This is a genomic window from Myxococcales bacterium (assembly GCA_016703425.1).
In the GTDB taxonomy this organism is placed as follows: Bacteria; Myxococcota_A; Polyangia; order Polyangiales; family Polyangiaceae; genus JADJCA01.
In genome coordinates this window covers 333963-348549 of the sequence record JADJCA010000029.1, presented here as the reverse complement: position 1 = coordinate 348549, position 14587 = coordinate 333963, and the positions used below count along the sequence as shown (strand labels likewise).

The 14587-nt window shown below is 68.7% G+C and carries 13 protein-coding genes and 1 pseudogene; 8 read left to right on the top strand and 6 right to left on the bottom strand.

The features are described from left to right. Positions 1-53: 53 nt before the first annotated feature. Positions 54-479, bottom strand: a complete 426-nt coding sequence (locus IPG50_34925; protein MBK6697346.1) for a hypothetical protein — start codon at positions 477-479, stop codon at positions 54-56. A 257-nt stretch (positions 480-736) separates the two neighbouring features. Here IPG50_34925 and IPG50_34920 point away from each other — a divergent pair, with 257 nt between their 5' ends. Both IPG50_34920 and IPG50_34915 read left to right on the top strand, forming a co-directional pair. Next, positions 737-2242 (top strand): RtcB family protein, encoded by a 1506-nt coding sequence (locus tag IPG50_34920; GenBank protein MBK6697345.1) that lies wholly within the window; start codon positions 737-739, stop codon positions 2240-2242. Continuing rightward, positions 2239-3309, top strand: a complete 1071-nt coding sequence (locus IPG50_34915; protein ID MBK6697344.1) for a 23S rRNA (adenine(2503)-C(2))-methyltransferase RlmN — start codon at positions 2239-2241, stop codon at positions 3307-3309. Before IPG50_34920 ends, IPG50_34915 begins: the two co-directional genes overlap by 4 nt. A gap of 14 nt (positions 3310-3323) precedes the next feature. Here IPG50_34915 and IPG50_34910 read toward each other — a convergent pair whose 3' ends face one another. Then, entirely contained in the window at positions 3324-4214 is an 891-nt protein-coding gene (locus IPG50_34910) for a polyprenyl synthetase family protein (protein ID MBK6697343.1), read from the bottom strand. Between the two features lie 57 nt (positions 4215-4271). On the opposite strand from IPG50_34910, the gene crtI reads away from it, so the two are divergent. The 3 genes from crtI to IPG50_34895 all read left to right on the top strand — a co-directional run bounded on the left by crtI (position 4272) and on the right by IPG50_34895 (position 7841). Next, positions 4272-5795, top strand: coding sequence for a phytoene desaturase (crtI, locus tag IPG50_34905; GenBank protein MBK6697342.1), 1524 nt, complete (start codon positions 4272-4274; stop codon positions 5793-5795). A gap of 125 nt (positions 5796-5920) precedes the next feature. Continuing rightward, positions 5921-6688, top strand: a complete 768-nt coding sequence (locus tag IPG50_34900; GenBank protein MBK6697341.1) for a carotenoid 1,2-hydratase — start codon at positions 5921-5923, stop codon at positions 6686-6688. A 595-nt stretch (positions 6689-7283) separates the two neighbouring features. Beyond that, positions 7284-7841 (top strand): hypothetical protein, encoded by a 558-nt coding sequence (locus tag IPG50_34895; protein MBK6697340.1) that lies wholly within the window; start codon positions 7284-7286, stop codon positions 7839-7841. Positions 7842-7846: 5 nt separating this feature from the next. Here IPG50_34895 and IPG50_34890 read toward each other — a convergent pair whose 3' ends face one another. Further along, positions 7847-8587: a lysophospholipid acyltransferase family protein gene (locus tag IPG50_34890; protein ID MBK6697339.1), complete on the bottom strand. Its 741-nt coding sequence runs from the start codon at positions 8585-8587 to the stop codon at positions 7847-7849. Positions 8588-8619: 32 nt separating this feature from the next. Here IPG50_34890 and IPG50_34885 point away from each other — a divergent pair, with 32 nt between their 5' ends. Beyond that, positions 8620-9168: a sterol desaturase family protein gene (locus IPG50_34885; protein MBK6697338.1), complete on the top strand. Its 549-nt coding sequence runs from the start codon at positions 8620-8622 to the stop codon at positions 9166-9168. Here the strand turns inward: IPG50_34885 and IPG50_34880 are convergent. The 3 genes and pseudogenes from IPG50_34880 to IPG50_34870 form a co-directional block, all read right to left on the bottom strand. Continuing rightward, entirely contained in the window at positions 9110-10555 is a 1446-nt protein-coding gene (locus tag IPG50_34880) for a lycopene cyclase (GenBank protein ID MBK6697337.1), read from the bottom strand. The genes IPG50_34885 and IPG50_34880 overlap by 59 nt on opposite strands. Then, positions 10537-11487, bottom strand: a complete 951-nt coding sequence (locus IPG50_34875; protein ID MBK6697336.1) for a phytoene/squalene synthase family protein — start codon at positions 11485-11487, stop codon at positions 10537-10539. The genes IPG50_34880 and IPG50_34875 overlap by 19 nt, the downstream gene beginning before the upstream one ends. After that, positions 11474-12965, bottom strand: a pseudogene (locus IPG50_34870) (phytoene desaturase). Before IPG50_34870 ends, IPG50_34875 begins: the two are co-directional and overlap by 14 nt. Before the next feature lie 35 nt (positions 12966-13000). Between IPG50_34870 and IPG50_34865 the strand changes: the two are divergent. Continuing rightward, on the top strand, positions 13001-14008 hold the full coding sequence (locus IPG50_34865; GenBank protein MBK6697335.1) for a MerR family transcriptional regulator: 1008 nt from the start codon (positions 13001-13003) through the stop codon (positions 14006-14008). Next, positions 14005-14556 (top strand): hypothetical protein, encoded by a 552-nt coding sequence (locus IPG50_34860; GenBank protein MBK6697334.1) that lies wholly within the window; start codon positions 14005-14007, stop codon positions 14554-14556. The genes IPG50_34865 and IPG50_34860 overlap by 4 nt, the downstream gene beginning before the upstream one ends. The last annotated feature ends 31 nt before the right edge of the window (positions 14557-14587 follow it).

Genomic DNA, 14587 nt, shown 5'->3' with positions numbered 1-14587 from the left:
ACCCATCGCTGGATGACCCTCGGGAGCCGAGCGACGCCGCCCAGCGGGCGCTCTCAGATGAAGCGGAAGACCGCGTACATGATCGACGTCACGATGGCGAGGCCACCGAGGGGAACTTGGAACGAAACGAGCTTCATTCGGATGGCGTTGCCGCGCTCGATGGCCATGGCGTTGCCGCGGAGCACGTAGGTCGACACCATGCCGAAGCCGAGGAGCAAGCCGACGGAGAAGTCCGCAACGCCCATGAGCATCCAGAACACGTAGAGCAGCGGAGCCTTGCTGATGAGGCCAACGTTCAAGGCGCACTGAATGAGCTCCCACGCGCCCCAGCCGAACATGGTGATGCCGATCGACCCTTGATACGGCGCGAGCTTCGCGAGCTTCTCGGCCGCGTCGGGGCGGTTCTTCACGATGAGCGACGACATGGCGAGGAGTCCACCGGCGAGACCAATGAGCGTAGCGATGAGCACGAAAACCATGTTGAGAACCTCCCGTTGTGTCCCGGCCCCCTCGCAACGCTCGGGCCAACGCGGCGGCCGCGACAAACCGCGCGTTTGCGCGTGGTGGGTGTCTTCGGGCAGCGCATGAGCACGCCGAGCGCTGCAACACGTTGCCGATTGGTGAGCGCTGCCGCCGTGTACCCCCGTCGCCTACTGGTGCATACTGCACACGATTTAGTTCCGCCGACTCGCGCATTCCGCGCCCCTTGAAACAATTCGCTTATGCTGGAACGACGATGACGAAGGGAAAGGACCTCGCCCACGAGGCCGATTGGAAGAGCCGCGCGCGCTGGAGGTCGAGCGGCTACTACGAGCTCGACACGAGCGACGTCGGCGACGTTCCGGTGCGCCTCTTTCTGACGAGCGCGCTCTTAGCGGAGGCCGAGACGACGCTCTACCGTCAGGTGGTTAATGCTGCGCGTTTCCCTGGGGCGAAGCTCGTCGCCGTCACCCCCGACGTGCACTTCGGCTACGGCGTGCCCGTCGGCTGCGTCATCGTGACCGATCGCGACGAGGGCGCCGTGGCCATGGGCCCCGTGGGCTTCGACATCGGCTGCGGCATGATGAGCGCCAGGAGCGCCGTCGACGCCGAGCGCGCGACGCCCGATCGCAAGCTCGAGTTCAACCGCGAGGTCATGAAGCGCGTGAGCCTCGGCGCCGGCGGGACGAGCAAGAAGCTGGGGCGCGTCTCCGAGCGCGAGTTCCAAGATCTCGTCCGCGGCGGCGCCGAGCACTACGCCGCGAAGTACGGCGCTGCCTTCGACCGGAGCCACGCGGAGCGGCACCGCTTGCCGGTCGCCGACGACTGGGACGTGCCGTGGGGAGCGCGCGGCACTCCCGAGCGCGGGATGGATCAGCTGGGCTCGCTCGGCGGGGGCAATCACTTCATCGAGCTGCAGCGCTGCGAGGAGACGGGCACGCTCTTCGTGCAGGTCCACACCGGCTCGCGCGGCTTCGGCCACGGCCTCGCGACGAACTACTTCGACATGGCAAAAGACGAGCGACCCGGCGAGATCACCGATCTCGATCTCGGGTACTTCACGCCGACGTCGAAGCACTACCGCGCCTACCTGAGCGCCGTTGCCGCCGGCGGCAACTACGCCATCATCAACCGGCTCGTCATCTATGAGCAGATCGCCGAAGCCTTCCGCAAGGTCTTCCGCGAGGACCTCGAGCTGGTCTACGAGATCAGTCACAACCTCGTTCAAGCCGAGGAGCACCCGGCCTTCGGTAAGGTGTGGGTGCACCGCAAGGGCGCGACGCGGGCCTTTCCGAAGGGTCACCCCGCCCTCGTGGGAACGCGATGGGAAAGCGAGGGCCATCCCGTGCTGATCCCGGGCTCCAACCGCGACAAGAGCTTCATCCTGCGCGCCGAGGCTGGCGCCGAGAAGAGCGGCTACAGCGTCAACCACGGCGCCGGCCGGCGCATGTCGCGCGGCGAGGCGCTCCGCAAGCTCGATCAGAAGAAGGTGGACGAGCAGTATCGACGAGACGGCATCCTCGTGAACGAGGACGGCCGGGTCCCGCTCGACGAGTCCTCGGCCTGCTACAAGAAGAGCGAGGACGTCGTGGCCGCCGTCGTGGCCGCGGGCTTGGCGCGTGTGGAGTACACGCTATTCCCGGTCGCGTCGATCAAGGGCGTCGAGGGCCCCTCACGAGCGGCCCGCATGGATCGGAAGAGTAAGGGGCGCGAGCGCGACCGAGAGCGCGAGCGCTCGCGAAGCCACAAGAGGCCACGATGACGGCGTCAACGCCCGTCGCGCGTCCCTCCCTTTGGGCGCAGAGCCCGGAGGCGCTCGAGGCCGCCGGCTACAAGCGCGACCCCGCCCACCTCTTCGGTCGCGTTCAACGTGTGACGACTTGGACCGACGATGGCCCTTCGTGGCCCAAAGAGAGCCAAGTCATTCGCGAGGCCTTCGACGACGCCCTGCCACGCATCGTGAGCCGCGTCCCCTCCACCGACGGTTCCGCTCGCGTCGTGCTCGAGCTCAACGATGGCGCCCGCATCGAGGCGGTTCACATGCCGCGCGCCACCAAGAGGCCGCGCGTCACCCTTTGCATCTCGAGTCAGGTCGGCTGTGCCATCGGCTGCACCTTCTGCGCGACGGGCCGCATGGGCCTCGTGCGCAACATGACCGCCGGAGAGATCGTAGGGCAATGCCTCACGCTCATGCGCGAGATGGGGCCCACGACCGCGTCATCGCTCAACCTGGTCTTCATGGGCATGGGTGAGCCGCTCCACAACGTCGACGCCGTCATCGGGGCGCTCGACGTCTTGTGCGACGTCCGCGGCCTCGGCGTGGCGAAGAGCCGCATCACCGTCTCCACTTCGGGCCTCGTCCCCGGCATCGATCGGCTCGCGTCGGCGAAGCACCGACCGGAGCTCGCCATCAGCGTCAACGAAGTGACCGACGAGGCGCGCCGCTCCCTCATGCCGCTCACGCGTCGCTACCCCTTGGCGGAGCTGCGCGGCGCTCTCGAGCGTTGGCCGCAGCGACCGCACGAGAAGCTCACCTTCGAGTATGTCGTCCTCGGCGGCGAAAACCACTCGGAGGCCCACGCCGAACGCCTCGCGGCGCTCGTTCGCGGCTTTCGCCACATGCTGAACCTCATCCCGTGGAACCCGTGGGACGGCGCCGCTCACCGCGCCCCGACCGACGACGAGGTGGCAAGCTTCGCGGCGGCGCTCTACGCGCGGGGGTGCTTGATCACGGTGCGCAAGACACGCGGCCGCGACGCCAAGGGTGCCTGCGGGACGCTGAGCACCGCCTCGCGGAGGCGCGTCGGCACGGCCCCCGGCGCGCTCTGACCGGGCAGCGCACCTCAGCCCAGCGAAGGCGCGAGCGCCGCGAGGCGTCGCTCGAAGGCCGACAGCCACGCGCGCGGCGCCGTCTCAAAGGGCGCGCGCGGGATCGCGAGGGTGGCCTCGCGGCAATGCTCACGGAGCCGCGCCCGCGCCCCTTCGACGCCCTGCGCCTTGACAAGGCTCGGCCGGTGCCGCGCGACGTCGCGGCCGACGGACTTGCCGCTGTCCTCTGAGCGACCGACGGCGTCGGCGAGGTCGTCGGCGGCCTGGTACGCGCGACCGACGATCTCTCCAAAGTGAGCCCACGGCTCCGACGAGACGCCCGCCGCCATTGCCCCGAGCGCGGCCGCTGCCTGGAAGAGCGCGCCGGTCTTCGCGCGGTGGTACTCATCGAGCGGCGCCACCGGCTCGAGCTCCCAAGCCTGGCCCGCGATGAGGCCTCGACTCGCGCCGACGGCGGAAGCCGCGACGACCACCATCGACGACGCGCCGCACGCCGCCAACACCTCAAACGCGGAGACGATGAGCGCGTCGCCCACGAGCACGGCAGTGGCTTCGTCGAAGCGCTTGTGGACCGTAGGCTTGCCACGCCGGAGCGCCGCGTCGTCGAAACACGGGAGGTCGTCGTGCACGAGCGACGCGCAATGAAGCAGCTCCACGGCGACGGCAGCGGCGTCCGTCAGCTCGGGACGCGCGTCGCCGTGAGCCAACGCGACGGCGACGGTGAGGAGCGGCCGCAAGCGGCCCCCTCCCGGGAAGAGAGCGTATTCGAGCGCCTCCCGGAGGCGCGCCGGCCCCTTTGCGCTGCTCATCCGCTCGATTTGCAGCCGAAGGGCCTGCTCCACGCGCTGTTGAACCGCGTCTTCCGGCCGCGGCGCAGCTCCGAGAGGAGTAGCCCACGCACTCATGGCACAAACTCTATGCAATCTATGGACACGGTCAAGGCCTGACATATAACCATTGTTATGGGCACGACCAAACGCGTCGCCATCGCTGGGGCCGGCGTCGGCGGCCTAGCGGCCGCCATCGACCTGGCGACCCACGGGCACGCGGTGACCGTCTTCGAACGCAAGCCAGGCGCAGGGGGCAAGATGTCGACGGTCATCGTGGATGGCGTCGCCATCGACGAAGGGCCCACGGTGCTCACGATGCCATGGGTCTTTGACGGCCTCTTCGCGGCCGCAGGCGCCCGCTTCGCCGACTACGTGCAGCTTCGCGCCGCAGAGATCCTGGCGAGGCACGTGTTCCCGTGCGGCACCGCCTTCGACCTGTTCGCCGACGAGGGTCGGTCCGCGGACGCCATCGGAGACGCCTTCGGCAAGCGCTCCGCCGACGCCTTCAAGCGCTTTCAGTCGGAGACGAGGCGCATCTACGACGTGGTGCACGGCCCCTTCATCACCGCGGAGGCTCCCTCCGCGCTCGATGTGGCGAGGCACATGGCGCGGATGCCGAGCGCCCTCGTCGCCATCGACGCCTTTCGTCCCATGTGGAAGGCCCTCACCGAGCGCTTCGAGGAGCCCCGCCTGCGGCGTGTCTTTGGGCGCTACGCAACCTATTGCGGCGCATCGCCTTTCGAGGCCCCGGCGACCTTCAACGTCGTGTCGCAGGTTGAAGCGCGCGGCGTGGCGCGTGTCGACGGCGGCATGGCGGCGCTGGCGGCCGGGCTCATGGCGCTCGCCAAGGACAAGGGCGTCGTTTTCCGCTTTGGCCACGAGGTGGAGCGCTTGCTTGGCGGTGGCGGCGGCGTTCGTGGCGTTGTCGTGGATGGTGAGCCCATCGCCTTCGACGCCGTTCTCTGGAACGGCGATCTGTCAGCGGTGGCAACGGCTGTAGACGGACGCGCGCCGAAGCCCACGGTGCCAGCCGATCGCTCGCTGTCGGCGGTGACGTGGGCAGTGAGGGCACGCCCTCGCGGCGTGCCCTTGGTGCATCACAACGTCTTTTTCACTTCGGAAGACTACGAAAACGAGTTCGTTGATCTGCTGGGCCGCAAGAAGACGCCGGCCACGCCCACGGTCTACGTGTGCGCCCAGGACCGAGGTGACGACGACGCTCTTCGGGATGGAAGCGAACGATTCCTGATCATCGTGAACGCCCCCGCAACCGGCGATGAACCCCGACGTTGGACCGAAAGCGAACTTGCCTCATGCGAACACGCCATGTCGAAGACCCTCGCGCAGTGTGGCCTCGAGCTTTTGTCGGCGACGAGCCGCGTGTCGACGCCCGTCGACTTCGAGACTCGCTTCCCCAAGACCGGCGGAGCCCTCTATGGCCCACGACCGAAGAGCGCGATGGCGCCGCTGTCGCGGCTGGGGGCGCGGACCAAAGTGCCGGGCCTCTACTTGGCGGGCGGGAGCGTGCATCCGGGTCCGGGAGTCCCCATGGCGGCCCTCAGCGGACGACTGGCGGCCCACGCCATCGACCGGGACCTGACTTCGATCGGCCGGTCCCGTTCGGCGGCTATCAGTGGCACTACCTCGACGTCCTGAGCGACGACGGCGCGACCGCGCTGGTCCTGATCGCCCTCCTCGGTTCGCCCTTTTCACCGCGCTACGCAGCGAGGCGGCGGCGGCAGGGCCCTCTCGCGGAGCCGCTCGAGTTCTGCTCGCTGAACGTGGCGCTCTACGGGTCGACGCGAGGCTCGCGACGTTGGTCCTACAACGAGCGCGCCATTGCCAAAGAGAGCCGCAGCCGAGACGGGCTAGCGCTCGGCCGAAGCACCATCGGCTGGGAAGGTGACGCGCTCGTCGTCCGCATCGACGAACGCCAAACGCCCTTCGGCGGGCTGTTCCATGGCGGCGCCATTCGCGGGACCGTCGTCTTTCGGCCGGAGTACGGAGGCGGCGAGGCTCACGCGCTAGACGAGCGAGGCGACCACCTCTGGTGGCCCGTCGCTCCAGCGGGACGAGCCGAGGTCGCCTTCGAGGAGCCCTCTCTGCGGTTCGCGGGCCACGGCTATCACGACGCGAACGCCGGTCGCGTGCCCCTCGAAGAGTCGTTTTCCCGTTGGACGTGGTCGCGCGCGCGGCTCGGCGCTGGGACCGCCATCACCTACGACGCGATGACCAAAGACGGCCGCTTGGCGGCGTCACGCGTCGCGATGGTCGCGTCGCACCGCGGCGTCGAGGCCCTCTCGAACGCCGAGTCTTTCGCGCTCCCGACGTCGCGCTGGCAGCTCGAGCGACGAGCCCAAAGCGACCGCGGACGGGCGCCGACGCTGCACCGGAGCCTCGAAGACGGGCCGTTCTACGCGCGCGACTTGGTATCCGCGTCGTTCCACGGGGAGCGCGTCCTTTCTGTTCACGAGACCCTGTCGCTCGACCGATGGCGGGCGCCGTGGGTGCGCGGCCTCGCGGCCTTCAAATGTGGGAGCGCCCGTTGAACCTGCGCCTCCTTGTCCAGGCCTGGAGCCTCGCGCCGGTGGCCGTGGCGCTCTACGCCGTCGTGGCTCGGCGCAGCGCCCGCCTGAGCGTTTCCGCCCAAGTCACAACGGACGCGGGGCCGCTCGTTCTCTTGCGGCCAGCAGCCGGCGCCGAGCCCGAGCTCTACCGAAGCCTCGCCTCGTCGCGGCATGTGCCACGGGACGCGTCGGTGCGGTTTCTCTTGGCGTCGATCGACGATGCCGCGTACCCGTGCGCAGAAGCTGTTGCCGAGGAGCTTCGCGGCGAAGGTGTCGACGCCGCGTGCCTCATCACGGGAGCCACGAAGGCCAACAAGAAGGCCGACCAGATCGCGCGGGCCCTCTCGGCCTTGCCGCGTCGGCCTGGGCAGCTTCTCGCTGTGGTCGACAGCGACGTTGAGCTGGACGAAAGCTCGCTCGCAGGATTGCTCGGCCCTATTGCCACCGGCGAGAGCGACGTCGCATGGGCCGTACCGGTCGAAACGGAACCCCGAACGTTGGCAGACCATCTCAGCGCCACGATCTTAGGGGCTCGCTCCACGCCTTCGCGCTGCTCTCGCGGCTGGACGACAGAGGCATGGTTGGAAAGTGCTTCGCGGTGCGACGCGAGCTCTACGCGGACCTCGACCCGCACTCGTTTGTTGCGACGCTCGGCGAGGACATGGACCTGGCGCGGCGGATCACGCAACGAGGCGGGCGCATCACCGTTTTAGTCGAGCCGGTTCGGTCGCTGGCAAAGGGCCGCAGTGTCCGCGAGGTTTGGGCGCGCTACCGCCGCTGGATCACGGTGATCCGCGCGCAGCGCGCTCACCTCTTGCCTTCGTATCCGCTCCTCTTCGCGTGCACGCCAATCCTCCTCGTGCTGAGCGCGCTCTTGGCCATCGGCGGCGACACTTCCGCCGCCAGCGAGACGGCGATGGTGGTCCTCCTTACCCGCGTGAGCGTCGCCGCCGTAGCGCGCGCCTCGTCACGGCAGCCGACGTCGCTCGCGTCTCTGGCGAGGCTTGCCTGGCTCACGCTCGCCGCGGACCTCTTGTTGCTCACGGCCTTCGTGGGTGCCCTCGCTTCACGACGCGTCGTGTGGCGCGGCACCCCGCTCATCGTGCGAAACGGCACCGCCGAGGTCGACGGATGATCCCCTCAGCGTTCGCCGAGGCGTCGCGGCGCTGTCAGCCACGACAAGATGCGGGCCGCCACGTCGACCCCAGGTCGCCTTTGGCTTCCGGCGAACAACGGGGCGAAGTCTGCCCCCGTTGTGCCGGCGACGAGCGAACGCTCGATGACGTCGAGCGCTTGGGTGACGCCCTCCTCTTGCGCGGCGAGGGTCTTGGTGAGCACCGGTTCTCCGACGGACACGAAGAGCTCTGGCAGAGGGGCGCTCCGCATCTCGTAGCGAAGTCCAATGGGGATCACCGTCACGGCCCGCGACGCGCGCGCGATATGGGCGCTCCCGGCCTTGAAGCCGAGGGGCCGCTCGGTCACGGGCCGCTCCGCCCCCTGGGGGAAGATCCAAAGGAGCCTCTTCTGCTCATGATCGAGGAGCTTCTTCGCGTAGCGGAGGGCGCGCGCGCCGTCGGCGGGGTCGTCGAGGTCGACGCCGAAGGCCCCGACCTTGGCGAAGAAGGGGAAGCGTCGGAGGTTCTTTGCGTCCATGAGGGCGTACGCGTCCACGTGGAGCACGCGGTACGAGAGCGCGATGGCGACGAGCGGGTCCCACCAGGCCGTGTGGTTCGACACGACGAGCACGGGGCCGGCCCCGGTGGCTGCGGCGAGTCGATCGAGACCGCGAACCCCAACCGAGGAGAAGGCGGCGCGCAACCGGCGCTCGGCATGAAGCGAGAAGAAGCGTCCGAAGAGGTCGCTCTTGGCCGCAGGAATCACAGCGCCACCGAGGTCACATGAGCTCCAGCTTGATGCATGCCCTTGTCTTTGTCCCCACGGCGCTCGCCGCCGCGCTCGCCATGGACCTGTGGGCCGCGTTCCTTCACGGGCGCGTCTGGCATCGCAGCTTGTGGTTCGTCCACGCGTCGCACCACGAGGCGCGGCGCGGTCGCTTCGAAGCCAACGACGTGCTGAGCGTGACGCACGCCCCCTTCGCCATCGCGTTCATCCTCTACGGGTGCCTCGCGGAGCCGACCGTGATGCGAGAGGTCGTCTTCGGCACCGGCCTCGGCATGACGCTCTTCGGCCTCGCTTACCTCATTGTTCACGACGGGCTCGTGCATCATCGGCTCCCGGTACGCATTCTGCTTCGCTCTCGATACCTTCGCACAGTCGTACGCGCTCACTTGGTGCACCACACGGGCCTCTCGGGCGGGCCTCCCTACGGGTTCTTCCTCGGGCCCCTCGAACTAAGACGCGCCGAGCGCTCGCTCGCGCAGAAGAGCGACGATGCGCGCGGCACTACGCACTCGCGGTCCACATCGCGCGGACAGCGCCGAGTCCCCAACGGCCAGCGGTGACGGGGCCGAGACCGCGGATGACCTGACGCCATACGGCGGGGTGCCTCGTGGCGGTGCGACGCAAGAACGCGATGAAGTCGGCTGGCGCCATCTCGTCGCGCAGGAGCGCGGCATAGTGCCCCTCACCCATCTCGAAGAGCGTGCGAAAGGCCGCGTCCAGGAGGCCGTTCAGTTCGCCCCCGGCCATGCTGCGGGAGGCCATCATGTGGGCGAGCGCACCGGAGAGCGAGTGAACGCTTGCGTCGTCGACCACGGCGGCACCCGAGGGGCGCTCGCCGGAAACCATGCCCGCGATTCGCTCCGTCGCGAGGCCGAGTGAACGAAGGGTGGCTCCGAAGCCGCAATAGGTCAGCGGTGAGTGCCGCGCCGCCGCATCACCGACGAGGACCACGTTCCCCGGCGGAGGCCGTGGCGCCGGCGAGAGTCGCGACCAACCGGGGATGAGTCCGAAGGTGGGCCGCAGCAACGCGGCGTCACCGCGCTTGTAGCTAGGCAGCGTGCGAAAGAAGCGGGCGTAGAGTTCGAGGAGGCTAAGGGGCTCGCTCGCCTTGGCGTAGTAGAAGAGGTAGACGGTCGTCTCGCCCGTGCGCCCGGGGAAGGCCTCCCAGATGTGCTGCCGACCTTCGTCGATGCCGTCGATGGTGGCGAGGATGTCTCCGACGCGCGGGTTCATCTCGCAAGGACCGAGGCCTTCGCGCAGGCCCGAGACGACACCGCCGACGGTCGGGCACACCAGATCAGCGGTCGCGTAGGGACTCGCGGCGCCGCGGGCATCGACGAGGACCTTGGCCACGAGGTCTTCCGATACGCCACCGGACGTCGTTCGCACACGAACTCGAGCTCCCCCAACGGAGTGCGAGCCCACGATGCGCCCGTCGAGGTACCGAACGGCCCGCGCCTCACCGAGACGCCGGCCGTGTTCGAGCAGCCCCTTCGCATCGACGGCTTCATCGAGCACGCCGCGGATGGGATAGTCGCCGCCGCCAGCAAATCGACAGGTGCCGTAGTCGTATCGTGCGACGACGAGCTCGCGCAGTTCGGCTTCGGTCATCAAACCGAGCGAGACGAGCCGCGCCAGCTCGGCGCCGCTGGCGTTCCACTCGCGGTGCGATTGCGCGGCGCGCGCGCGGTCGGCGACCATGACGGAGACGCCGCGGGCGCGGAGCAGCGGCGCGAGGAGCGACCACAAGCCGCCGCCGGCGATGACGACGTCGACGTCCACGGAGTCGTCGTCGCGCGGTGGCGGCGGCGCTGCTGACGGGGGCTGCAGCCGCGACTCGCGGAGCCGCTCGAGGTGCAGCAAACGCTCCGAGAGCTCGACGCCACCACGTTCGCGGACGACGCCGAACGCTTGCTCCGCGGCGCGATTCACGGCGCGTCCTCGCAGGCCCGAACGAGAAAGCGCGTCGGCCCGAGCGCCGGCGCCACGGTGGGCGTCGTCCGCCAGAAGCGTGCACCAAGGGAACGAAGGAGCAGCCAGAGCTTGCGCCCTCGCGAGACGTAGGCGCGCTGGGTGACCGAGTCGAAGCCATTTTTCGCCACGACGCGGCCGATGTCCGCGTAGATGAGTCGCGCCGCCCGGATCGACGTCCGGCAATCGCGCGGCAGGCAGCCGATGCCCTCGTCGGCGCGCGCGTAGAGCTCTTCGGCCGTGCGCAGCAATCGCTCAACGACGGCCGCCACGGCGACCGTCGGCTTGGGCTCCGCGAGCCAACGGTCAACGTCGACGCCTTCCTCTCGCAGCCAGGCCAGCGGCAGGTAGACACGACCGCGCGCCGCGTCTTCGCCAACGTCGCGAGCCACGTTGGTGAGCTGCATCGCCACCCCGAGATCGCAGGCGCGCGCCAACACCTGCGGCTGCCGCGGCCCCATCAGCACCGTCATGATGGCGCCCACGGCGCCGGCGACCCGGGCCGCGTACGCATAGAGCTCGTCCAAGGTTTCGTAACGCCGCGCCGTCGCGTCCCACGCGAAGCCTTCGAGGAGCGCGTCCAGCAGCGCAAAGGGAACTCGACCGTTCGCGACGACGGCCGCGAGCGCGCGATCGACCGGCGAGTCGTCAGGGGCCCCCGCGTAGACGCGCTGCAGGCGCTCGCGCAGCGCGTCCACCGTGCTCATCGACGCGTCGGGGTCGGCGTCCACGGCGTCGTCGGCGACGCGACAAAACGCGTAGACGACGGTGGCCGAATCGCGGACGCGCCTCGGAAGCAAGAGGGCCGCCATGGCGAAGCTCTTGGAGCCCGCCGCAAGGAGCGCGCGGCACGCGGCCAAGTCCTGCGCATTGACCTTCACGAGGGCCTCGGAGCTAAGCGGCGGCATCGGGAATGAGCCCATCGAGGACGCGCGCCGAGGAGAGGACACCGGGGACGCCGGCGCCGGGGTGCGTCCCAGCGCCGACGAGGAAGAGCCCGTCGACGTCTTCGCTCCGATTGTGGGGCCGAAACCATGCGCTCTGGGTCAAGACGGGCTCGAGCCCGAAAGCCGCGCCGCGCTCGCTCAGCAACTCTTCTTTGAAGTGGACCGGGGTTATCACCCGGGGACGCGACGATGTGCTTGGAGAGGCCCGGCAGCACGCTCCGCTCGAGCGCCGCAGCGATAGCCCGACGGTACGGCTCGGCGCGCGTGGCCCAGTCGACGCTGGCGTCCAGGTGCGGCACCGGCGAGAGCACGTAGAACGTCTCGCCTCCAGGCGGCGCCAGCCCCGGATCCGTGGCCGTCGGTCGGTGGAGATAGAGGCTGAAGTCCTCCGACAAGACATGACGCTCAAAGATGTCCGTGAGCAGCTCCTTGTAGCGAGGGCCGAGCATGATGGTGTGGTGGGCCACGTCGCCGTACAGGCGATCGGTGCCGAAGTACCAGACGAAGAGGCTCATGGAATAGCGCGCCCGCTCGAGCTTGCGGTCGGTCCAACGGCGGCGCACCTCTGGCGGCAGAAGGCGACGGTAGGTGAAGGCCGAGTCGGCGTTGGAGACGACGATCTCGGCGGGTACGATCTCGCCGCCTTCGAGACGCACGCCGGCGACTCGTCCCTGCTCCACGAGAATCTCCTCGACGGTCGCCCCGGTGCGCAGTCGGCCTCCTTGCCCTTCGAGGAGCGAGACGAGTCCATTCACGAGCGCGCCAGTCCCTCCGATGGGAAAGTGCACTCCCCATTTGCGCTCGAGGTAGGGAATGAGGCTGTAGATCGACGTCGTTTTGAAGGGGTTACCGCCGACCAATAGAGGGTGAAACGACATCACCTGCCGGAGCTTCTCGTTCTTGATGAACTTCGAAACGAGCCCGTAGACGGTGCGATAGCTCTCGAGGCGAACCATCTGGGGGGCGATCTTCGCCATGTCGGTCCAGGAGCCGAAGGGGACGTGCGCGAGCTGCTCGAAGCCGATCTTGAAGATGTCTTCGCTCATCGCCACGAAGCGTTCGTAGCCTTCGACGTCGCCGGGCGAGAGGGCCGCGATCTGCTCTCGCATCCGCGCTGCGTCGCCCGAATAGTCGAAGACCTCGCCATCGTGAAATCGGATCCGATAGAACGGGTCAACGGGGCGAAGATCGATGGTGTCGCTCATGCGCTTCCCGCAGAGCGCCCACAGCTCTTCGAAGAGAAATGGCGCCGTGATCACCGTCGGCCCGGCGTCGAAGGTGAAGCCATTCTCGCGAAACACGCGGGCTCGGCCGCCCGGCTGCTCATGGCGCTCGAGCACCGTGACGTCCCATCCGCGCACCACGAGCCGAATCGCGGCCGCGAGGCCGCCGAAACCGCTACCGATGATCACCGCGCGTCGCGCTTGCGCTCGTTGCATAGAGTTACCTTCTCTTGTATATGGTTCGTATAGGCTTGAGCAGCCTTCGTCAACCCATGGTCGACCGCGAAGACAGAGCCACCGACGCTGAGGGGCCGTTCCGCATCGCGAGCGTCGCGGAAGCGACGGGCGTGCCGGAGCCAACGCTGCGCGCCTGGGAGCGGCGCTACGGCATCCCTTCGCCGGAGCGCACCGACGCCGGCTATCGGCTCTACGGACGGGCGGAGATCGCGGAGGTCCGCGAGATGCGACGCTTGTGCGACGAGGGCATGGCCGCCTCGGAGGCCGCGGGCGTGCTGCTCGCGCGCCGAGGAGGAGGGCGAGGGGGAGAACGTCAGGCGCAGCTCGAGAAGAGCCCTTTCGAGCTGACGGCCGAGGCCATCGTGCGCGCCGTCGAGCACTTCGACGATGACGCGCTCGAGGCCGAGGTCCGACGACTGCTCGTGATGGGTTCGGGCTCGATGGTGTTCGACCGCGCCATCGCGCCGGCGCTCGACATCATCGGGCAGCGTTGGCACGCCGGCGAGCTGAGCGTCGCGCAAGAGCACTTCGCGTCGCAGCGCTTCGAGACGCTCCTTCGCGACCTCTTGCGCTTGTCGCCCGGCGCGTCAGCGGACGCGCGCGTCGTCCTCGGCTCGTTCGCCGACGACGAACACCAACTCGGCCTGCTGGGCACAGCGATTCGCCTGGCCGATTGGGGCTTTAGGCCTGTTCTCTTGGGCGCGCGAACACCTCCGTCGGCGATTCGCGGAACCGTGGCCGCCGTTTCACCCGAGCTCGTCGCGCTCTCCGTCACCTTGCCGCCAACCCGCGTGAGGGCCCGGGAATTGCTCGAGGAGTACGCCGCGGCCTGCGGAACCGTTCCGTGGCTTGTCGGAGGCGCCGCGGCCGCAAGCGTCGGAGACCTCGTGAGCAAGATGGGCGGGCACGTGGCGCCTCCCACCACGAAGGCGCTCTACGAGCTGGTGCGTTCGCTGACGGGCGGCACGCGAAAAGCCAGCGCTCGAGTCCCTACCAAGCGTCGCCCCCAGAGGAGTCGATGAAGCTGAACCTTAGGCTCGTGGCCGCCGGCGTCCTCGCGGCGACCGTCCTCGCGTTGCCGCTGCAAGTGGCGGCGCTTCCGTCGCCGGGCGCTCTGCGGCCCGATGTGCGCCTCGACGATCCCTGGGGACGCGCGGTGCAGCTCTCGAAGTTTCGAGGCATGCCGACCCTCGTGGTCTACGAAGACAAAGGTTCGGCCGAAGAGAACAAGGAGCTCAAGGCGCAGTTGAGCGAGCTGGCCAAGGGCGACAAGTACAAGCGCCTCGTGGCGCTGGTGGCCGTGGCCGACGTGTCCGGCTACGACTTCTGGCCGGTGCGCGGCTTCGTCAAAGACGCGATCCAAGTCGAGTCGCACAAGCAGGGGACGATCATCTACTGCGACTGGACCGGGTCAATCCGGCGGGCGCTGGATCTCAAGGCGAAGGCGAGCAACGTGGTGCTCTACGGGCGCGACAATCGCGTGCTGTTCGCGCACTCGGGTCCCATGGGGCCCGAGCAGCGGGCCGCGCTGATTGGCCACCTGCGGGCGGAAGTGGAAGGCGCGCCCTAGCGCGCCTGAGTGTCAGAGTGCCAGAGGTCGT

What these genes read in the sequence shown, in the direction of transcription:
- crtI (MBK6697342.1), top strand. Translation starts at nt 4,272, where the DNA reads ATGGGCACGACCAAACGCGTCGCCATCGCTGGGGCCGGCGTCGGCGGC.
- IPG50_34860 (MBK6697334.1), top strand. Translation starts at nt 14,005, where the DNA reads ATGAAGCTGAACCTTAGGCTCGTGGCCGCCGGCGTCCTCGCGGCGACC.
- IPG50_34885 (MBK6697338.1), top strand. Translation starts at nt 8,620, where the DNA reads ATGCATGCCCTTGTCTTTGTCCCCACGGCGCTCGCCGCCGCGCTCGCC.
- IPG50_34915 (MBK6697344.1), top strand. Translation starts at nt 2,239, where the DNA reads ATGACGGCGTCAACGCCCGTCGCGCGTCCCTCCCTTTGGGCGCAGAGC.
- IPG50_34920 (MBK6697345.1), top strand. Translation starts at nt 737, where the DNA reads ATGACGAAGGGAAAGGACCTCGCCCACGAGGCCGATTGGAAGAGCCGC.
- IPG50_34875 (MBK6697336.1), bottom strand. Translation starts at nt 11,487, where the DNA reads ATGCCGCCGCTTAGCTCCGAGGCCCTCGTGAAGGTCAATGCGCAGGAC.
- IPG50_34895 (MBK6697340.1), top strand. Translation starts at nt 7,284, where the DNA reads ATGGTTGGAAAGTGCTTCGCGGTGCGACGCGAGCTCTACGCGGACCTC.
- IPG50_34925 (MBK6697346.1), bottom strand. Translation starts at nt 479, where the DNA reads ATGGTTTTCGTGCTCATCGCTACGCTCATTGGTCTCGCCGGTGGACTC.
- IPG50_34910 (MBK6697343.1), bottom strand. Translation starts at nt 4,214, where the DNA reads ATGAGTGCGTGGGCTACTCCTCTCGGAGCTGCGCCGCGGCCGGAAGAC.